Source organism: Flagellimonas lutaonensis (assembly GCF_000963865.1).
In the GTDB taxonomy this organism is placed as follows: domain Bacteria; phylum Bacteroidota; class Bacteroidia; order Flavobacteriales; family Flavobacteriaceae; genus Flagellimonas_A; species Flagellimonas_A lutaonensis.
Genome location: NZ_CP011071.1, coordinates 673,878 through 694,087, shown reverse-complemented (window position 1 = coordinate 694,087; position 20,210 = coordinate 673,878). Strand labels below are relative to the sequence as shown.

At 45.3% G+C, this 20,210-nt stretch carries 16 protein-coding genes; 7 read left to right on the top strand and 9 right to left on the bottom strand.

Translation table 11 applies throughout. The features are described from left to right. Window positions 1-74: 74 nt before the first annotated feature. On the bottom strand, window positions 75-605 hold the full coding sequence (locus VC82_RS03350; protein WP_045801113.1) for a DUF2911 domain-containing protein: 531 nt from the start codon (window positions 603-605) through the stop codon (window positions 75-77). Window positions 606-843: 238 nt separating this feature from the next. Between VC82_RS03350 and asnB the strand changes: the two genes are divergently transcribed. The 3 genes from asnB to VC82_RS03335 all read left to right on the top strand — a co-directional run bounded on the left by asnB (window position 844) and on the right by VC82_RS03335 (window position 5,868). Then, entirely contained in the window at window positions 844-2,514 is a 1,671-nt protein-coding gene (gene asnB / locus VC82_RS03345) for an asparagine synthase B (protein WP_045801112.1), read from the top strand. Between the two features lie 326 nt (window positions 2,515-2,840). Further along, entirely contained in the window at window positions 2,841-4,781 is a 1,941-nt protein-coding gene (gyrB, locus tag VC82_RS03340; RefSeq protein ID WP_045801111.1) for a DNA topoisomerase (ATP-hydrolyzing) subunit B, read from the top strand. A 73-nt stretch (window positions 4,782-4,854) separates the two neighbouring features. Further along, window positions 4,855-5,868, top strand: a complete 1,014-nt coding sequence (locus VC82_RS03335; protein ID WP_045801110.1) for a DUF6588 family protein — start codon at window positions 4,855-4,857, stop codon at window positions 5,866-5,868. Between the two features lie 84 nt (window positions 5,869-5,952). On the opposite strand, the gene VC82_RS03330 is transcribed toward VC82_RS03335, so the two are convergent. Further along, the gene (locus VC82_RS03330) at window positions 5,953-6,327 is read right to left on the bottom strand and encodes a hypothetical protein (protein ID WP_045801109.1); all 375 of its coding nucleotides are present in this window, start codon (window positions 6,325-6,327) and stop codon (window positions 5,953-5,955) included. Between the two features lie 249 nt (window positions 6,328-6,576). On the opposite strand from VC82_RS03330, the gene mdh reads away from it, so the two are divergent. Together mdh and secDF are read left to right on the top strand one after the other, a co-directional pair. Then, the gene (gene mdh, locus VC82_RS03325) at window positions 6,577-7,503 is read left to right on the top strand and encodes a malate dehydrogenase (protein WP_045801108.1); all 927 of its coding nucleotides are present in this window, start codon (window positions 6,577-6,579) and stop codon (window positions 7,501-7,503) included. 223 nt (window positions 7,504-7,726) lie between these two features. Then, window positions 7,727-10,690 (top strand): protein translocase subunit SecDF, encoded by a 2,964-nt coding sequence (secDF, locus tag VC82_RS03320; RefSeq protein ID WP_045801107.1) that lies wholly within the window; start codon window positions 7,727-7,729, stop codon window positions 10,688-10,690. 153 nt (window positions 10,691-10,843) lie between these two features. On the opposite strand, the gene VC82_RS03315 is transcribed toward secDF, so the two are convergent. The 7 genes from VC82_RS03315 to folE form a co-directional block, all read right to left on the bottom strand. Next, window positions 10,844-12,118: an ATP-binding cassette domain-containing protein gene (locus tag VC82_RS03315; protein WP_245615970.1), complete on the bottom strand. Its 1,275-nt coding sequence runs from the start codon at window positions 12,116-12,118 to the stop codon at window positions 10,844-10,846. A gap of 2 nt (window positions 12,119-12,120) precedes the next feature. Further along, entirely contained in the window at window positions 12,121-12,651 is a 531-nt protein-coding gene (locus VC82_RS03310) for a GNAT family N-acetyltransferase (RefSeq protein WP_045801106.1), read from the bottom strand. Beyond that, window positions 12,651-13,130 (bottom strand): DUF192 domain-containing protein, encoded by a 480-nt coding sequence (locus VC82_RS03305; RefSeq protein WP_045801105.1) that lies wholly within the window; start codon window positions 13,128-13,130, stop codon window positions 12,651-12,653. Before VC82_RS03305 ends, VC82_RS03310 begins: the two co-directional genes overlap by 1 nt. Before the next feature lie 11 nt (window positions 13,131-13,141). Beyond that, entirely contained in the window at window positions 13,142-14,113 is a 972-nt protein-coding gene (gene lgt / locus VC82_RS03300; RefSeq protein ID WP_045801104.1) for a prolipoprotein diacylglyceryl transferase, read from the bottom strand. A 197-nt stretch (window positions 14,114-14,310) separates the two neighbouring features. After that, window positions 14,311-14,532, bottom strand: a complete 222-nt coding sequence (yidD, locus tag VC82_RS15370) for a membrane protein insertion efficiency factor YidD (RefSeq protein ID WP_084598152.1) — start codon at window positions 14,530-14,532, stop codon at window positions 14,311-14,313. Window positions 14,533-14,538: 6 nt separating this feature from the next. Further along, complete coding sequence (gene cysS / locus VC82_RS03295) at window positions 14,539-16,026, bottom strand: cysteine--tRNA ligase (RefSeq protein ID WP_045801103.1); 1,488 nt, start codon at window positions 16,024-16,026, stop codon at window positions 14,539-14,541. Continuing rightward, window positions 16,026-16,706, bottom strand: a complete 681-nt coding sequence (gene folE / locus VC82_RS03290) for a GTP cyclohydrolase I FolE (RefSeq protein WP_045801102.1) — start codon at window positions 16,704-16,706, stop codon at window positions 16,026-16,028. Before folE ends, cysS begins: the two co-directional genes overlap by 1 nt. A 132-nt stretch (window positions 16,707-16,838) precedes the next feature. Between folE and VC82_RS03285 the strand changes: the two genes are divergently transcribed. Both VC82_RS03285 and VC82_RS03280 read left to right on the top strand, forming a co-directional pair. After that, window positions 16,839-18,641 (top strand): T9SS type B sorting domain-containing protein, encoded by a 1,803-nt coding sequence (locus VC82_RS03285; protein ID WP_045801101.1) that lies wholly within the window; start codon window positions 16,839-16,841, stop codon window positions 18,639-18,641. Window positions 18,642-18,748: 107 nt separating this feature from the next. Then, entirely contained in the window at window positions 18,749-20,176 is a 1,428-nt protein-coding gene (locus tag VC82_RS03280; protein ID WP_045801100.1) for a T9SS type B sorting domain-containing protein, read from the top strand. Window positions 20,177-20,210 lie beyond the last annotated feature (34 nt).

Sequence of the window (20,210 nt, the reverse complement as noted above, 5' to 3'; positions counted from 1 at the left end):
ATAGGTAGCTGACTTACATACAAAAAAAAACCGCGGCAATCGCCGCGGTTTTCTAACTCTTAAAGAAGTGTTTCTTAGTAACTGATCGGTACTTCAACACGGGTGGTGCCCCAGCCCATGTGCATGTTTCCATTATTATCAAAAGTAATTGAAAATGCCTCTAGGCTTTCAGAGCTACTGCTGGCCTTGGCTTTTATGCGGGCTACATCGGCATCACTATCATACGAATAGGCCCCCCATTGGTTGAGGTTCTTGTTCAAGATAATGGTCCACTCATTTTCGCCGGGTATGGTAAAAAGGGAGTAGGTTCCCGCTTTAATGTCCTGTCCGCCTACTTTGGCGTCCTTGTAAAAAGTAATTTCAGGCGCTTCGTTGGCGCCAGTTCTCCAGACCTTGCCCTCCGGGGCCAGCTCAGAAAGGCTACGGCCTTTTAGCTGCGGTCTGCTGTAGATGACTCGAACGGCCTTGTCTGAAACCCTGTAACTTGAAGGATAGGCGGCGATATCGGCCGGACTCTTGTCAAGGCCACTGAATTCTTGGGCGTTGGTCTCGTTGTTGAAAACCAATGCCAGAACCAGTGTTAAAAGCAAATAGATTTTTTTCATGATTTATATTTTGGTTAAAAGCCAAAGCTAGAACCTATTCTTGTTCCTGTTTTATAAAAAGTAGTTAAATTTTTCACTTTCGGTTTGAAATGACTGTGTGTGCAAAAAGCAAATTATTATTATAAATATAACAATAAGGATGAATATTTATTTCATAATGAAACCATTTTACCAATTATTGTTTTTAAATAGTAATTATCGACACATCTTTGTCAAAGATTATTAAACCAAATGATTTATGTGTGGAATTGTATGTGCGTTTGATTTAAAGGAAAGCACCGAGACGTTACGGCCCCAATTGTTGGAAATGTCCAAAAAAGTGAGGCACAGGGGGCCTGATTGGAGTGGAATATATGCGGATGATAAGGCCATTTTGGCCCATGAACGTTTGGCCATCGTGGATCCCGCCTCGGGCAAACAGCCATTGGTGAGCCCTGATGGGAAGTTGATATTGGCGGCCAATGGTGAAATGTACAACCATAGAGAGCTCAGAAAGCAATTTGAGGGCACGTATGATTTCAAGACCCAGTCTGACTGTGAGGTCATCTTGGCCTTGTACCAAAAAAAGGGCCCAGATTTTATAGATGAGTTGAACGGTATCTTCGGATTTGCCATCTACGATACGGAAAAAGATGAATACTTTGTTGCCCGTGATCATATGGGCATCATTCCACTTTATATGGGGTGGGACCGCAACGGAACATTTTACGTGGCCTCAGAGTTAAAGGCGTTGGAAGGGGTTTGCTCAAAGATAGAGCTCTTTCCCCCTGGGCATTATTTGCACAGTTCCGATGGAGAGCTCAAGCAATGGTACCAAAGGGATTGGATGGAGTACGAGGCCGTCAAAGAAAACGAAACCAGCATACGAGAGGTGCGTGAGGCCCTTGAAGCGGCCGTTCACAGGCAGTTGATGTCTGATGTGCCATATGGAGTCTTGCTTTCGGGCGGTTTAGATTCGTCGGTCACTTCTGCAATAGCAAAGAAATATTCCCAAAAAAGAATAGAGTCAGATGATACCAAAGATGCGTGGTGGCCTCAGTTGCACTCTTTTTCGGTAGGTTTAGAAGGTTCACCTGACCTGGCTGCCGCGCGATTGGTAGCCGATTATATCGGCACGGTCCATCACGAGATCAAGTTCACCATTCAAGAGGGCCTTGATGCCATCAAGGATGTCATCTACAACATTGAAACGTACGATATCACTACCATTCGGGCTTCAACCCCGATGTATTTGATGGCCAGGGTCATTAAGTCGATGGGCATAAAAATGGTGCTCTCGGGCGAGGGTGCCGATGAGTTGTTCGGTGGGTATCTGTATTTTCATAAGGCACCGAGCCCAAAAGATTTCCATGAAGAAACAGTCAGAAAACTGGGCAAACTTCATATGTACGACTGTCTACGGGCCAACAAGTCGTTGGCCGCTTGGGGCATTGAGGGGCGTGTGCCTTTTTTAGACAAGGAATTTATCGATGTTGCCATGCGCATCAACCCCAAAGACAAGATGATCAACGGTGAGCGTATGGAAAAATGGGTAATTCGAAAGGCGTTTGAGTCGTACTTGCCCGAAAGCGTTGCCTGGAGACAAAAAGAACAGTTTTCTGATGGCGTGGGCTACAGTTGGATTGATACCTTAAAAGAATTGGTCGAAAAGGAGGTTTCAGATGAGCAGATGAAAAACGCCCATTTCAAGTTTCCGATACAGACCCCGACCACCAAAGAAGAATACTATTACCGTTCCATATTTGAAAGCCATTTTCCTTCAGATGCCGCTGCTTTGAGCGTGCCACAAGAGCCCTCCGTGGCTTGTAGCACCAAAATAGCATTGGAGTGGGATGAGGCCTTCAAGAACATGAACGACCCATCGGGCAGGGCGGTGGCCAAAGTGCACGCCGATGCCTACGTAAAGTAAAGCTTGTTTTCATTTTAAGACGACCTATATTTTTTTTAAATGATGGTCAAATTAACCCTGAGCCTGCCTGTCGGCAGATAGGCATAGCCAAAGGGTCTGAAAAATGGCTTGTTTTTCAATTTATTTTAATTAGTCCGTGACCCCGACCGAAGCGTCGGGGTTTTCGGTTAAAGATCCTAACTGTTTTTTGTCTTTTTGAAAGCTAATTTTTCCACAAAACCTTGTTAATAACTTAGCGGCATTAAAGTGCCGCAAACCCTTAATTTCATTGGGTATTGCTTATATTTGTAGGATTTTGAAATTTGAGAACAAACAAGCAAGATTTTATGAGCGAAGAAGTCAATTCAAAGCAATATTCTGCAGATAGTATTCAGGCCCTTGAGGGCATGGAACATGTTCGAATGAGGCCCTCGATGTACATCGGCGATGTGGGTACCCGAGGGCTGCACCATTTGGTATATGAGGTGGTCGATAACTCTATTGATGAAGCCTTGGCCGGTCATTGTGATACTATCTCGGTCATCATAAACGAAGATAATTCCATTACGGTCAAAGATAACGGTAGGGGCATCCCCGTGGGCCTGCATAAAAAAGAAGGTGTCTCTGCGCTTGAGGTTGTCATGACCAAGATCGGTGCAGGGGGTAAATTTGACAAAGATTCCTACAAGGTTTCGGGCGGTTTGCACGGTGTGGGTGTTTCGGTGGTAAACGCGCTCTCGGTGAGCCTAAAGGCTACGGTACATCGCGAGGGAAAGATATGGGAGCAGGAGTATGAGCGGGGCAAGACCCTATATCCGGTAAAGAGCGTGGGCGAGAGCAGCGAGACCGGAACCATTGTCACCTTCAAACCCGACCATCAGATTTTTACGCAGACGACCGAGTTCAACTATGAGACCTTGGCCAATAGAATGCGTGAACTTTCCTATTTGAATAAAGGGGTTACCATTACGCTTACCGACAAGCGCAATAAAGACGAAAAAGGGGAATACATCAGCGAAATATTTTATTCTGAAGAAGGCCTCAAAGAATTCATCAGGTTTTTGGATGGCAATCGTGAGCCCTTGATCCAAGATGTCATCTCAATGGAGGGCGAAAAGAACGGCATTCCTGTTGAAGTGGCAATGGTCTACAACAATAGCTATACTGAAAACCTACATTCGTACGTAAACAATATCAATACCCACGAGGGAGGTACCCACCTTTCAGGCTTTAGAAGGGGCCTGACAACGACTTTAAAGAAATATGCCGACAACTCCGGTATGCTCGATAAATTGAAGTTCGAGGTATCGGGCGATGATTTTAGGGAAGGTCTTACGGCCATTGTGTCCGTGAAAGTGGCAGAGCCACAGTTCGAGGGCCAGACCAAGACCAAATTGGGCAATAGAGAGGTCTCAAGTGCCGTGAGCCAAGCCGTTTCAGAGATGTTGACCAATTACCTTGAAGAACACCCAGACGATGCCAAAAGTGTGGTGCAGAAGGTGATTTTGGCGGCACAGGCACGTCATGCGGCCCAAAAGGCGCGGGAAATGGTACAGCGAAAGAACCCGATGACGGGTGGCGGCTTGCCAGGTAAGCTTTCAGACTGCTCAGACCAAAACCCCGAAAACTGTGAATTGTTCTTGGTTGAGGGTGATTCTGCCGGTGGCACCGCAAAACAGGGTCGCGACCGAAATTTTCAGGCCATTCTACCGTTGCGTGGTAAAATCTTGAACGTTGAAAAGGCCATGCAGCATAAGGTCTTTGAGAATGAAGAGATACGGAATATCTATACTGCCTTGGGGGTCACTATTGGAACCGAAGAAGACAGTAAGGCCTTGAACCTTGAAAAACTTCGTTATCATAAGGTCATTATCATGTGTGATGCCGATGTTGATGGTAGCCACATCGAAACACTTATTTTAACATTTTTCTTCCGCTATATGCGCGAATTGATCGAGGCGGGCCATGTGTACATTGCCACACCCCCTTTATACCTTGTCAAAAAAGGCTCTAAAAAGCGATATGCATGGAATGACAAAGAGCGCGATGAGATTATTGAATCTATGGGCGGTGGGGCCAGTGTGCAACGCTATAAAGGTCTTGGAGAGATGAACGCCGAGCAGCTTTGGGATACGACCATGAACCCCCAGTACAGGACCTTGCGTCAGGTGACCATAGACAATGCAACGGAATCTGATCGTATTTTCTCCATGTTGATGGGCGATGAGGTGCCGCCAAGACGTGAATTTATTGAGAAAAATGCCGTATATGCGAACATTGATGCATAAGTAACGGTAGTTTCACAACAAAAACCCTGACGGAACGGTCAGGGTTTTTTAGTTTTAGGAAAAATTTTACAACATGAAGAAAATTTTTCTTTGTATGCTTTTGTCATGGGGATCATTGGCAATGGCGCAGTCAAACATAAACGACCTGTTTGCAGCAGGGTTGAGCGATGCAGAACGGTTCACCACGGCCTACTTGGCCCCGGTCTCAGAAGCCGCTATCTTCAATATGTCGAACGGATGGTATAATTCTGGCGATGCCAAACCTTTGGGTGGATTTGAAATATCATTGATAGGAAACATCACCGGTTTTAAGAACAAAGACGATAAAAAGGCCTTTACATTGAATACGGCAGACTACGAAAACCTGCAATTTGTAGATGGCAGTACGTCGAAATCAGTGTCGACCGCTTTGGGCGATATTGAAGGCGTACGAGTTTTTGTAGAGGCCGAGATTGCACCCGGCGTCACCGAACGGGCCGAGTTTGAACTACCTTCTGGTCTTTCCTCTGAAGGAATCAATTTTGTTCCTTCAGGCTATTTACAGGCTAGCGTAGGGTTGATAAAAGGTCTTGAGGTCAAGGCACGCTTTCTGCCAAAGATCAATACTGATGATGTCTCCATTAGCCTATTGGGGGGTGGCCTCCAATACGATTTTACAAAAGCCCTGCCCGCAGATAAGTTGTTGCCAGTGGCCATTTCGGCAGTTATAGGCTATACCAGTTTGAACGGGGAGTATGATTTTACCGACACAGATGTTATCGCGGGCGAAAACCAACGAATTGACACCCAATTCAACACGTGGAATTTTAGTGCAGTGGTATCCACCAAGATGCCCGTCATCAATTTTTATGGCGGTTTGGGCTATGTGACCGGAAAATCGGAAACCGACGTACTGGGCACCTATATTGTTCGACAGGGACCATTTCAGACCACCTATGAAGACCCCTTTTCAATCACTGAAAAAGTAAGTGGTGTAACGGCCAATATCGGTACCAAGCTAAAACTAGGTTTCTTTAGAATCAATGTCGATTACAACATTTCAGAATTCAGTACGTTGACGGCCGGTATTAACTTTGGCTTTCGATAGTGAACAGACCATTCAATCAACCAATAATAAAAAGGCCCGGGTCATCCAACCGGGCCTTCTTCATTTCCATGGAGTGTTATATTGTTATTCCCGAACCGCAAACGTGGTACCGTCGGTATGGGCAAGCGTTTCAGGTTGATTCGTTTTTTTGAGAATTACAGTGGCACTGGGCATATCGGTGCCATGGTATTCGATGGTATAAATGCCATTGTCCACACTCCAGCCAAAGTCTGTATAGAATTCAAGTTTATCACCAGAGTAATGATGATAGCGGCCCAAATAGGCATCGTTGAAAATCCACTCTTGTCGTTCCGTAAGGGTGCCTTGGTCTTTGTCGTTTTCAGCTATTGCCGCTCTTGCCCAAACACCCAATATGGGGTCGTTGTTTTCGGGTATGCGAGAACAGTTACTGATAAAAATGACCAATACAATGGCCAGAAATGAAAAGAGCCTTTTCATAGTTGTAGGTAAGTTTAAATTTGGGAATTTTAGAACGAAAAAATGGGCCATCCTATTGTATTGATCCGACAAACGGCACTGTAGTATTGGGTCCATTCGATGAACAGCCCATTTTTTTAACAAATACCTTGTTTTTATGTATTTGTCGAGAACAGTACAAGCCCCTTTGATTTAACTGAGAATTATCATAAACAATGACCTAAAATTTCGCTATTTTTGCGCTTCGAAATAAACTCCAAAAACACAATCATGAAAATCACTGTAGTAGGCGCCGGAGCAGTAGGGGCAAGCTGTGCCGAGTATATCGCCATCAAAAATTTCGCATCTGAGGTAGTATTGTTGGATATCAAGGAAGGTTATGCCGAGGGCAAGGCCATGGATTTGATGCAGACGGCCTCCTTGAACGGCTTCGACACCAAGATTACCGGAAGCACCAACGATTACGCAAAGACTGCCGACAGTGATATAGTGGTCATCACCTCAGGTATTCCAAGAAAACCCGGTATGACCCGTGAAGAATTGATCGGCATCAATGCCGGTATTGTTAAATCTGTTTCTTCAAGCCTATTGCAGCATTCACCCAACGCCATTGTGATCGTGGTAAGTAACCCAATGGATACCATGACGTATTTGGTACACAAGACCACCAGTCTGTCCAAAAACAGGATCATAGGTATGGGTGGTGCCCTTGACAGCGCACGTTTCAAATACCGATTGGCCGAGGTGTTGAAAGCACCGATTTCTGATGTTGACGGTATGGTGATCGGAGGGCATAGCGATACCGGTATGGTACCGCTGATAGGGCATGCAACCCGAAACAGTGTAAAAGTCTCAGAGTTTCTTACCCAAGAACAAATGGATTATGTTGTTGAAGAAACCAAGGTCGGGGGCGCCACATTGACCAAATTGTTGGGTACCAGTGCATGGTACGCGCCGGGTGCAGCCGTCTCAAGTCTGGTACATGCCATTGCGTGTGATCAAAAAAAGATGTTCCCCTGTTCAACTTTCTTGGAAGGGGAGTATGGGTTAAATGATATCTGTATCGGTGTACCAGTCATTTTGGGCAAAAACGGTATTGAAGAAATTGTGGAAATTGAACTGTCAGAGGCTGAAAAGGCCAAAATGCAAGAAAGCACCGAAGGGGTAAGAAAGACCAACGGGCTTCTTGAGGTGTAGTATTGCCGCCGAACAGAAAATTGTCATTTCAGGCCGCTGAACCCAGATAATATGGGTCAAAGCAAAAAGATTGCTAGTGGGCAACACCTTGCTTTTTCGTCTGGGATGACAATTTTTTTATACCCCGCCACGGGTACAATTCAAGGGGTTTCTATTGGCAAATCCTATTTGAAATGATATATTTGCACGCTATTTAAGAATACTTCTAAAAATTTAATATCCAATGCAAAACAAAGGACTCATTAAGCTTTTTGCGCTCCTTTTCGGTTTGGTGAGCATCTACCAGCTATCGTTCACATTTATTACGAGCAAGGTTGAGAAAGATGCTGAGACCTATGCCGCAAGCCGAATTTCAGAAACTGAAGAAGATTATGTGGCAAAGCGCGAAGCTCTTGAGGCGTCGTATCTTGATTCGATTGGAAGCAAGCCGATTTTGGGCTACACCACGTATGATGATGCCAAAAAGAAAGAACTCAATAAAGGTCTTGACCTCAAAGGGGGTATCAACGTAACCTTGCAGATTTCGGTCAAGGATATTCTCAAAGGTCTGGCCAATAATACCAAGAATCCTGTTTTTAACAGGGCTTTGGCGATGGCTGATGAAGCTTCAAAGAATAGTGACGAAACATATTTGGAGCTATTTTTCGAAGCATTTGACCAAATCAAAGGCGACACCAAATTGGCCTCACCCGACATTTTTGCCAATAAGGGATTAAGCGATGAGATTAATTTTCAAATGACCGATGATGAGGTAAAACCCATTATCCGCAGAAAGATAGATGAGTCCATTGTTTCGGCTTTCGAGGTACTTCGTGAGCGTATTGACGGTTTTGGGGTTACCCAGCCCAACATACAACGTGAGGGTACTTCGGGCCGTATCGTTGTTGAGCTTCCAGGAGCCAGAGACATTGAGCGGGCTCGAGACCTGTTGTCCAGTACCGCCCAACTTGAGTTCTGGGAAACTTATGAACAGAACAATCCGTATATAGGTCAGTTTTTTGTGAACGCCAACGAGCGTTTACGTGAGATTTTGGAGCCTGAAGAGCAAGCCCGGGATTCCCTGTCAAAGCCAGAGTCTGAAATCGATTCATTGCTTTCAGATGTGGCCCAAGATTCATTGGATCTGACCGCAGAGGCAAATCCATTGTTGGGCAAATTGATTCCGGCTAGTCCGGGAAGCCACGCCATTGCCAGGGTAGCCATTTCTGATACAGCCGAGGTTGGTTCGTATTTGCGAATGCCGGAGATTAGAAGGTTGTTACCAGCAGAGGTGCAGTTTACCAAGTTTGCTTGGGAGCGCCCACCAAAAGATGCCGAAGTAGTTGAACTTTATGCATTGAAATCTAACCGTGACGGTGTACCAAGAATCAGTGGTGATGTGGTTTCCGATGCTCAGGCAACCTTTGACCAATTCAACAAGCCCGCCGTAAGCATGACCATGAATACCCGCGGCGCCAAAGAGTGGGAGCGACTTACAGGCGATGCATACAACAACCAAACAGGTATTGCCATAGTGCTTGACAACAAGGTGTATACGGCGCCCGGAGTTTCATCCGGACCCATTTCAGGGGGCAGGTCTGAGATTACTGGAACGTTTACGGTGAATGAAACCAAAGATATAGCCAACGTGTTGCGGGCGGGTAAATTGCCAGCTTCTGCTGAAATCATCGATTCTTTTGTGGTTGGCCCTTCACTTGGTCAAGAAGCCATAGATAGTGGCTTCATGTCGTTTTTGATTGCCATGGTATTTGTGTTGCTGTGGATGATTTTTTACTATGGAAAGGCTGGTTTCTTTGCCGATGTGGCGCTGATATTTAACATCCTTTTGATTTTTGGGGTATTGACCAGCCTAGGAGCCGTTTTGACCTTGCCGGGTATTGCCGGTATCGTTTTAACGATTGGTATGTCGGTAGATGCGAACGTACTTATTTTTGAACGTGTAAGGGAAGAACTGGCCCGAGGCAAAGGCAAGGCTCAGGCAGTTGCAGATGGTTTTAACAATGCGCTCTCCTCTATATTGGATGCCAATATTACCACAGGTCTTACCGCAATCATTCTTTTTATATTTGGTTCTGGACCAATCAAAGGTTTTGCCACAACACTTTTGATAGGGATTGTAACCTCATTGTTTACCGCAATCTTTATTACACGGCTGTTGGTTGACTGGTATATTTCGAAGAAAGGTAGAAACCTTGATTTCGCAACCGGTATCACCAAAAACCTGTTCAAGAATATGGGCATCAATTTTTTGAGCAAAAGAAAGATTGCATATGTTATATCTATTGTTCTGGTAGCTTTAAGTATATTTTCGTTGATTACCAAGGGTTTACAAGAAGGGGTTGACTTTGTTGGGGGAAGAAATTACCAAATAAGATTCGAGCGACCGGTCAGCGCCTCTGAAATAAGTGCTGAACTTTCGCAAACCCTCGGTAGTGCAAGTGCCAAGACATTTGGTGAGGCCAATCAGATTATGGTAACCACAAATTACAAAGTAGATGTTCAGGGAAATGAAGTGGATGATGAAATATTAGAAATATTGTACAATACTTTACAGAAGTATTTCCCAGAAGGAACCACGTTTGAAGATTTTAAACCAGGAGGCACAAACGACAACATAGGTGTATTGAAATATAGAAAGGTGGGCCCTACGATTGCAGATGACATTAAAAAGAATGCCTTCTTGGCCATTATTGGTTCATTGGCAGTTGTGTTCCTATATATTTTACTGCGATTCAGAAAGTGGCAGTTTTCATTGGGTGCCGTTACAGCGGTCTTCCACGATGTATTAATTGTATTGGGTATTTTTTCAATGACGGCGGCCATAATGCCTTTCAACATGGAAATCGACCAGGCGTTTATAGCTGCTATTCTGACTGTTATTGGTTACTCGTTGAATGATACCGTGGTCGTTTTCGACCGTATTCGAGAGGTTGTGGGCTTGAAAGGTTGGAAGAATGGTGAACATATCAACCAAGCATTGAACAGCACTTTGAGTCGAACTTTGAATACCTCGCTGACCACGTTGGTCGTGCTCTTGGCCATTTTTGTTTTTGGCGGTGAGACCTTGCGTGGGTTCATGTTCGCGATGATTGTTGGGGTAATAGTGGGTACCTACTCATCGGTGTTCATTGCAACACCGGTCATGTTCGATTCCCTTAAGAAGAAAATAACCTCTGGTAACCAATAATAACGACAACCCTAAAAAACAAAAGGCCGCTTTTAAGTAAGTGGCCTTTTTTATGTACATTTTCTAAAAATATTATAATTGCCCTAAAGGCTAAAATGCCAGGCTTATTTTGGCAATTGTGTTTATTTCTATATTTCCGAAAACATATTTATCCTATTTACAAACCTCAATGTTTTTTCCTAAAGAACCTTTTGTTGTCATTTGCAGCTCAAATACTTTTTGAGGCTTAAGGCCCGATTCTTTTCTATGAGAAACGTATAAAATGGCAGAGCTGCTTTCGGCTGCGATTTTGTTGACCAGCGAAACAAAAAGGTCGGCTCCTTGATCGTCGAGCCCTGCCGTGGGTTCATCCAAGATCAAGAGTAGCGGATGTTTGATCATTGCCCTGGCCGTCATAACCAGTCGTTGTTGGCCGCTGCTTAATTCATGGAAGTAGGTCTGGCTTTTGTCGTCCAGCCCCAAAACATTCAGCCATTGGTTTGCCAAGCGCTTTTCGGCATCGCTGGGTATCACATAGAGCCCTACAGAATCGTGGAGCCCCGATATCAGCATATTTTCCAAGGTGTGGTAACCCCGAAAACGATCGGTCATCGAAGGGGTAAAATAACCAATATGCTGCTTCAGGTCCCATACGCTCTCACCGCTTCCTTTTTTGTGCCCAAAAATGGTCAGGTTTTGGCCATAGCCCTTGTGGCTATCGCCAGTAATCATGGTCAAGAGGGTCGTCTTGCCACTTCCGTTGGGTCCTATGAGTTGCCAGAATTCACCTTTTTTGATGGTCCAGTCGATATTCTTCAAAACTGGTTTTTCACCGAATGAAACAGAAACATTGCTGAACTGCACCAATACCTCATTTTTATTTTTTACAGGATGGAGGGGCGGGGGAATGGTGGCTTGAAAATGCCCCGCAACACATTGGTTTTCGGCCCTGAAACGCTGCACATTGTCATAAAAGATAAGTTCGTTGCCCTTGAGACGCGCGAAGTGGATGGTAAAAGGAAGTATATCGTCTAGGCGGTTCACCACCTGTACAAGAGCCACTTTTTTTGAAACCGCGCCCAATCTTTCTTTAAGTTCATCTTGGGCACGGCTATCGAGATTGTCAAATGGGTTTACCAATACCAAATAATCGGGCAACCGTTTTAAAAGATGGTTAAGTAGTGCCTTTTTTTGCTCACCGCTGCTCATGGTCTTCAGCGGTTGGCCGCTTTGTTGCCCCAGTACTTTTATATCGTGGCGTTCTTCCTCACCCATATATCGTTGGATTTCTGAACGTGAAAAAAGAGCTCCCTTTTTTTTCGCCAATGCCTCAAGGCCCGATATGGGCTTGCCGGCCATCAGGTCTTGTACCAGTTGTCCCTGGTTTGATCGGTTGTCGGTAAGAATGGCATAGTGCTGCACTTGTGGGAGCTTTGCCCAAAAGTACACATTTAGCCCTCTTTTTGGAATACCCTGAAAATGTGGACCGGATTGTTTTTGTAGAACGTTGTTTTGCTCAGCTTCATGCCATTTTTCAAGGCCACTTTTTGAGAGGGAAGGTTATCGATATGGATGATGGATATCAAAGAGTCGGCAAGGTTATTTGAAAAGGCATGTTCTTTACATTTTCGGGCCGCTTCAAAAGCATAGCCGTTTCTCCAATATTTCGGAAGTATCGAATACCCTATTTCCAGTTCCTCCGTTCCGTCGACTGTCTGTACCAGCAATCCGCACATTCCGACCAAATCTTTGGTTTCTTTATGGATGAGGGCATTCATACCACCAAGATTTTTGCGATACCTCTCAAATATTCTGTCAAACTGTTCTTGGCAAGCGGTTTTTGGGTCATTTGGTAGTCCTTCCCAGTATTTGGTCGATAGAGAATTATCGTAAAAAGGAAGCCATAAGCCAAAATCTTTCGGCGTGAACTTTCTAAACCGCAACCTTTCGGTTTCTTGATTTACAAGTAAATAGTTTACCATCAACTTTTTACATAGGCGATGCTGTCGCCCACTTGCAATTGCCATTTCTCTGAAAGGCCCGCGTTGATTTCGAGCACATACTTGACAGGAACGACCGATGAAATACTTTTTTCATCCAAGGGCTGGGCATCTTTTTGGATGGTGACAATCTTTTGATTTTCATCAATAAAAACAATATCCAGCGGAAATTCGGTATTCTTCATGTAGAAAGAGTGCATGGCCACATTGGGAAATATAAAGAGCATGCCTTGGTTGTCTTCCATTGATTGACGGTACATGAGACCTGTCTGGGTTTCATATTCTGTTTCGGCAAATTCAATATCCAAAGTGGCCAAAAGGGAGTCGTCACCCGGTCTGAAAATATGTAGCTCACCTTCTTTGGCAAAGGCGACGGTTTCGGTCTTGATTTCGGTCTTTGCTCTTTCCTTACAGGAAAATACCAATCCAAATAGCAGGATCATACAGAAAACATTTCTCATAGCCATCTTATTTATGTTCTACCACCAGTTGAGGTCTGTCTGAACATTAGATAAAATCCGAGCAGAACAAAGGGTATGCTCAACCACTGGCCTGTGGTAAACGTGCCCAATGCGTCTTCAAAGCCGCCTTGGCTCTTTTTGTAGAACTCGAGCACAAAGCGAATGGCCCAGACACCCACCAGCCAAAAGCCGAACAAAAATCCGGGCTTGTCTTTTTTGTCGGTGCGCCAGTACAGCCAATAGTACATCAACACAAATACCAATAAATACCCAAAGGCTTCATATAGCTGTACAGGATGGCGAAACGGTATGCTTTCCAACACGCTGGCGAATTGCGGATTGTTCTCTATTGCCTTGTACGCGGCACTGGGGGTGTTTTCGTTGGTTAGACCCATTGCCTTGTAGGCGGGCATATCATCAGAATCCCGTATAAAACGGGTGGCCAAGAAAAAGGACTCGTCTACCGGTTTTCCGTTGATCTCAGAATTGAAAAAGTTGCCCAAGCGCACAAAGGCCCCACCAATGGCGCAGGTAATGGTGACGCGATCGAGCAACCACAGCACGCCCATATCTTTATATTTTCGCGACAGTAGCCACAACCCGATGATGCCCGCTATGGCGGCACCATGGCTTGCAAGGCCCGTGAAGCCTGTAAATTCATATCCATTGATGAGCCCGAACAACGAACTGTCGGCACTCTCCCGAATGGGCAGTAAAATTTCGAGCAGATGGTTTTTATAGTAATCCCAATCGTAAAAAAAGACATGGCCCAGCCTGGCACCGAGCATAATCGAGACCACGGCATAAACGAAGAGCGAGTCAAGTTTTTGCATTGACTTGTTCTCATGCTTGAAAATACGTTTCATGATGAACCAGCCTACGACAAAGGCCAATATCCATAAGAGGTTGTAGTATTTGATTTGGATAAATCCTATTTTGAAGAGAATATCATCAGGATTCCAATTAAAACCTAAAAAATACATACGGTCAAATTTTCGGGCTAAGATAACTAAATAGATGCTAGGCGATTGCTTTTACATGGTAGACTTTGTTCAATGGACGGAAGGTTTAAGAATTTTTTCAGGTTTTAAAAGTCTGGGGTAGGGCGTGCGCACACTTAATGGAGAAACACAAATGATTGGCGCTAGAATAGGATGATCTGGGCCAGCAGGGCCATTTTTTAGGGAACAGGGTCGTGCCCGCTACCTCCCCAAGGGTGGCAGCTGAAAATTCGTTTTATTGTGAGCCATCCGCCTTTGAAAAGCCCATATTTTTGAAGGGCTTCGATGGTATAGGCCGAACAGGTGGGCTGGTACCGGCAAGTTGCCGGCAGATACGGCGATATGCCGTTTTGATATATGCGAACCAAGAAAACAAATGGTGCTATAAGTACTTTTTTCACCCTTTCTTAGCCATTGTTGATGGTATAGGTCGTGCCTTCTTTTCCATCTTTGAGTTGAACACCCAAAGCAGCCAGCTCATCCCTAATGCGGTCTGATGTGGCAAAATCTTTACTGGCGCGTGCATTGTTCCTCATTTCAATGAGCAATTGCACCACGCCGTTCAATATTTCTGAATTTCCTTTTGCCTGTTGCTCATTTTCGAGTCCCAGTACCTCAAAGACAAATCCGTGCAGGGTTTCCCTAAGTAGTTTCTTGTCATCAGCGGTCAAGGTCTGTTTTCCATCTTTCACCAAATTTATTTGCTTGACGGCTTCAAATAAATGAGCAATAAGTACAGGGGAGTTAAAGTCATCGTTCATGGCCTCAAAGCACTGTTGTCGCCACGCGCCCACATCAAAGCCAGAGCTGTTTGCCGTAGAAAGATGGTCGAGCATCGCCAGGCCTTCGATCAGACGTTTGTATCCCTTTTCAGATGCCTGTAAAGCTTCGTCGCTCAAGTCCAAAATACTACTATAGTGGGCCTGCATCATAAAAAAGCGTACTACCGATGGCGAGTAGGGTTTGCTCAAAATATTGTTCTGCCCACTGAAAATCTCGTTGGGATAGATGTTGTTGCCGGTCGACTTTGACATTTTTTTACCGTTCAAGGTCAGCATATTGGCATGCAGCCAATAGTTTACCGGCGAGACCCCGTAGCTGGCCTCGGCCTGGGCGATCTCACATTCGTGGTGCGGAAACTTAAGGTCCATGCCGCCCCCGTGAATATCAAAGGTTTCGCCCAAATATTTGGTGCTCATGGCGGTACACTCTAAATGCCAACCCGGAAAACCATCGCCCCAGGGTGAGGGCCAACGCATGATGTGCTGGGGTTCTGCTTTTTTCCAAAGGGCAAAGTCTTGTGGGTTTTTCTTTTCGTCTTGTGCTGTCAGCTCGCGGGTGTTTGCTATCATGTCCTCCAGCTTTCGGCCACTGAGCTTTCCGTATTCGTTTGATTCGTTGAATTTGATGACATCAAAATAAACAGAGCCGTTCACCTCGTAGGCATAGCCTTTTTTGAGTATGTCTTTGATGATCTCGATCTGCTCGATGATGTGGCCTGTTGCCGTGGGCTCAATACTAGGGGGCAACAAGTTGAATTTTTGCAGTGTTTCATGAAAGTCTACCGTATAGCGCTGTACCACCTCCATGGGTTCTATTTGTTCCAATTTTGCTTTTTTGGCAATCTTGTCCTCCCCTTCATCTGCATCGTTCTCAAGATGGCCCGCATCGGTAATATTCCGAACATACCTGACCTTGTAGCCAAGGTAGCGCAGGTAACGAAAGATCATATCAAAAGAGATAAAGGTGCGGCAGTTGCCCAAATGTACGTTGCTGTATACCGTTGGACCACAGACGTACATGCCCACGTAGCCCTCTTTCAACGGCTTGAATACCTCTTTTTTTCCTGTAAGTGAATTGGTGACTTTTAAGACTTGACTCTTAAACAGCTGCATTAAAATTCGGTTTCTAGATTGATATAGTCCAAAAATTCTCTTCTGACCCCCTCTTCTTTGAACTTGCCGCCATATTCAGCCGTTACGGTGCTGCTGTCAACATCTCGTATGCCCCTTGAATTGACACAAAGGTGCTTAGCATCGATAACGCAGGCAACATCTTCGGTGCCCAGTACTTTTTGAAGTTCTTTGACAATTTGTATGTTCATACGTTCTTGAACCTGGGGCCGCTTTGCAAAATAGTCGACAATGCGGTTCATTTTTGAAAGTCCAACTACAGTACCGTTTGAGATATAGGCAATATGGGCCTTTCCCACAATGGGCAACAGATGGTGCTCGCAGGTGGAATAGACAGTGATGTTTTTTTCAACCAACATTTCACCATACTTGTACTTGTTGTCGAAAGTGGATGATTTGGGCCTTCTCTTCGGATGCAATCCGGCGAATATTTCCTTTACATACATTTTGGCGACCCTTTTTGGGGTACCGTTGAGACTGTCATCGTCAAGGTCGAGCCCAAGGGTCAACATTATTTCACGAATGTTCTTTTCTATTCGCTCAATCTTTTCATCATCATCAAGCAAAAAGGCATCTTTTCGCAACGGGGTTTCCTCGGATGACCCCAAGTGGTCATCGCCCAAATTGTCGTATTGTTCTTCCAAGGGTTCGCGTACTTTCATATTGCCGATACAAAGGAAGCAAAGATAGACATTAATGGGCGAATGACATCGCATTTCAATGGTTTGACAACATAAATTATTGTTAAGCATATTCAGGACGTATTTTTATAACCTCCAAATTGTGAGCTACTTATGGCTAAGTTTGCTTCTGTTCTCCTTCTCATGATGTTAGTGGGGCCGATGTGTCATGCACAGGTCTCGCCAGATTGCTCCAATGCAGTGCCCATTTGTAACAATACCCCGGTCAACGGTGGAACTAGTGGTTACGGTGCCGATGATTTCAACGGACAGGATACCAGCGGGTGCCTTGAAAAGACCCAATCAGGGGCCATCGAGTCCAATTCTGCATGGTACCGCTTTAGAACAGGGGCCTCGGGCCAACTGGGATTCAATATTGGTCACGATAGCTCTGAAGATTGGGATTTCGCCCTATACCGAGCTTCTGACTGTAATAATCTGGGTGAGCCCATTCGTTGCAATTTCTTTGACAACAGTGAGCAAAAAAGCTATACTGGGGTGGGTGAAGACCCCTCTGGCGATACTACGTCGCTCTTATATGAAGACTGGCTAGATGTTGGCCCCGGGGAAGACTACTACCTGCTGATCAATAATTTCAGCAATTCGAACTCTGGTTTTTCCATCCAGTTTTCCGGTGAAATTTTCGTTGCCAACCCATACGACGCCTTGGATTGTTCGATTGTCAGCAATCTTTTGGGTCCGCCTATTGCCGCCTGCCAAGGAGATACAGTGGTTCTCGATGCCACCACCAGTGGGGCCATCAACTATGCTTGGTACAATGATACGGGCTCTGGATTTCAACTGATTTCGGGTGAGAACAATGCTACGTTGAATGTAGTCAATGACGGGCTCTACAGGGTTCAGGTGGCCACCTCTGGCAACACCATCGTCAGTGATGTGCAAGTTGCCTTCTCGCCAATGCCCTACACAGAAGCTATGGCCGATGAAACCTTTTGCCATGAAGGGAGCATGATGTATGACCTATCCCTCAAAGACCAAGAAGCATTGGGGGCCCAAGACCCAGATTTGATCAAGGTTAGTTACCATACTTCGTTGGCAGATGCGACGGGTGGGGTCAATCCGTTGCCAAAGCAATATGCCATGTTACCGGGCAATGAAACCATCTATGTTCGAACATATTCAATAGAAAACCCCAATTGTTTCGATGTTTCCGAGTCATTTGAACTGAACGCTTTGGAGACACCAGAATTGACCTTCGATGAAGAGGTGCCGATCTGTGAGAACAATCCCGTGGTCACCATTGGCGAAACCATGCCAAATCCGCAGTATACCTACCAATGGAGCACGGGTGAGACAACACCCAGCATACAGGTGGGCGGGGCAGGTTCATATACCGTAACGGTGACGAATTCGGCCAATGGTGTTGCATGCACCTCCACAAAAACAGTGAACGTCAATATTTCAGAAACACCACAGATTGCAAGTATTGAGGTAGCTGACCTACGAGCCAACAACACGGTCGAAATCGTATTGGCCAACACCGGTGATTTTGAATTCCGATTGGATGACGGCCCTTTTCAGACCAGCCAACTGTTTACCGATGTATTGCCTGGCGCCCATACCCTTACCATTCGTGATCGTTTCGGGTGTGGCGAATTGGTTGAAGAAATCGTTGTGGTGGGTTTCTTAAAGCATTTTTCGCCCAATGGCGATAATCTTAACGAGAAATGGCAAGTAATGGGGCTATCGAGTTTGAACAGTCCCGTGGTAAGCATTTACGACCGTTATGGTAAGTTGCTGAAACAACTTGATTCGTCAAGTGCGGGTTGGGATGGCCAATTTAACGGCAATCCGTTGCCCGCAACCGATTATTGGTTTAAACTTTCATATATCGATGGCCAAGGCAATAGAACGTACGCCAAGTATATCCAAAACCACTTTGCTTTAAGGCGCTAGACCTGCATTTCATCGATTAACGGTCATTTTTTACGGTAAAAACATACTAAATGCGAACATTGGGCAGTTATACACCTAGTTAGTAAGGTAACCATAGCCCCGATTCTATGCGAACACTATTTAGTGCTGGTTGTTTTCTGCTCTTTTCTATTTGGGCCGCTGCCCAAAATTCACCCGATTGTAGAAGTGCGATTCCCGTTTGTGCCGATGCACCCATTCTGTCACAGGCAGATGGCAGTGGCGATATCGATGATTTTGACCCGGACAACATTAGGCAGTCGGGCTGTTTGGAAAAAGGCAGTATAAGCTCTGCCAATATTGAGCACAATACCTCATGGTACGTTTTTAGGGCAGGTACCGATGGTCAAATCGGTTTTGACATCGAGGCATTGTCGGATACCGCCGAGTGGGACTTTGCCCTCTATGGCCCTTTTGACCAAACCACCGGACAAAATTTCTGCGGGCTCATTGGCGATGGCACCGCCCAGCCCATTCGTTGTAACTATGAAGTGAACACCACATCGTTCACGGGTGTAGGCGTAAACCCAGAAAATGGCCAGGTGGGCGCACCCTTTGTGAAAGGCAGCCAGAACACCTATGATGAATGGTTGGATGTAAGGGCGGGCGAGGTGTATTATCTGCTCATCAATAATTTCAACACCAATTTCGACGGAGACCCAGAACCATTTTCATTGACGTTTACCGGCAGTTCTGTAGACGCCGACCAGAATACGGCATTGGACTGTACCCTGCGTGATGAGTTCTTGGGATTGGACATCATTGCCTGTGAAGGTGATCCTGATATCGTGCTGAGCGCCCGAAACTCACCTGCGGGACCAAATATCTCAAACATTACATGGAGCGTCGATACCGACGATGACGGAACCATTGATAATGTATTGGCTTCAGGTCCTGCTGAATTTGAATATACCGTTGCCAGCCCCAATTCGGGAAGATACTTCGTCTCTATCGAGAATACGTTGGGCCAAATCTATTCAGACGATATATTGATTACTTTTTATGGGGTGCCCCAATTGGATGAGGTCATTGTCATTGATGATTTGGTCAATAGCGACCAGACCGATCCCTATAACATTGAAATCGTTCCCTTGGGAGATGGTGATTTTGAATATTCGCTCAATGGTGGTGATTTTCAAGATGACCCGGTTTTTAGGGATGTGCCCCCGGGCATCAACACGGTGGTGATCAACGACAAAAATGGCTGTGGCACAACGGAACCCATAGAGTTTTTAGTGGTAGGATACCCTAAATTCTTTACCCCAAACGGTGATAGCCGAAACGATAATTGGCAGGTCTTGGGCATTGAACAGTTGACCAACCCCAGAGTCTATATATTTGATCGATTTGGTAAGCTTTTAAAACAATTGGACGGAACCACGCTTGGTTGGGACGGTACCTTTAACGGCCGCCCCATGCCATCTTCCGACTATTGGTTCAGGCTTGATTATGACCGTGATCAGCAAGGTGTGGTGGTTGCACGCTCGGTAAGAAGGCATTTTTCACTGGTAAGGTAATAAAAAAGGGCGGCACAAAGTGCCGCCCTTCATT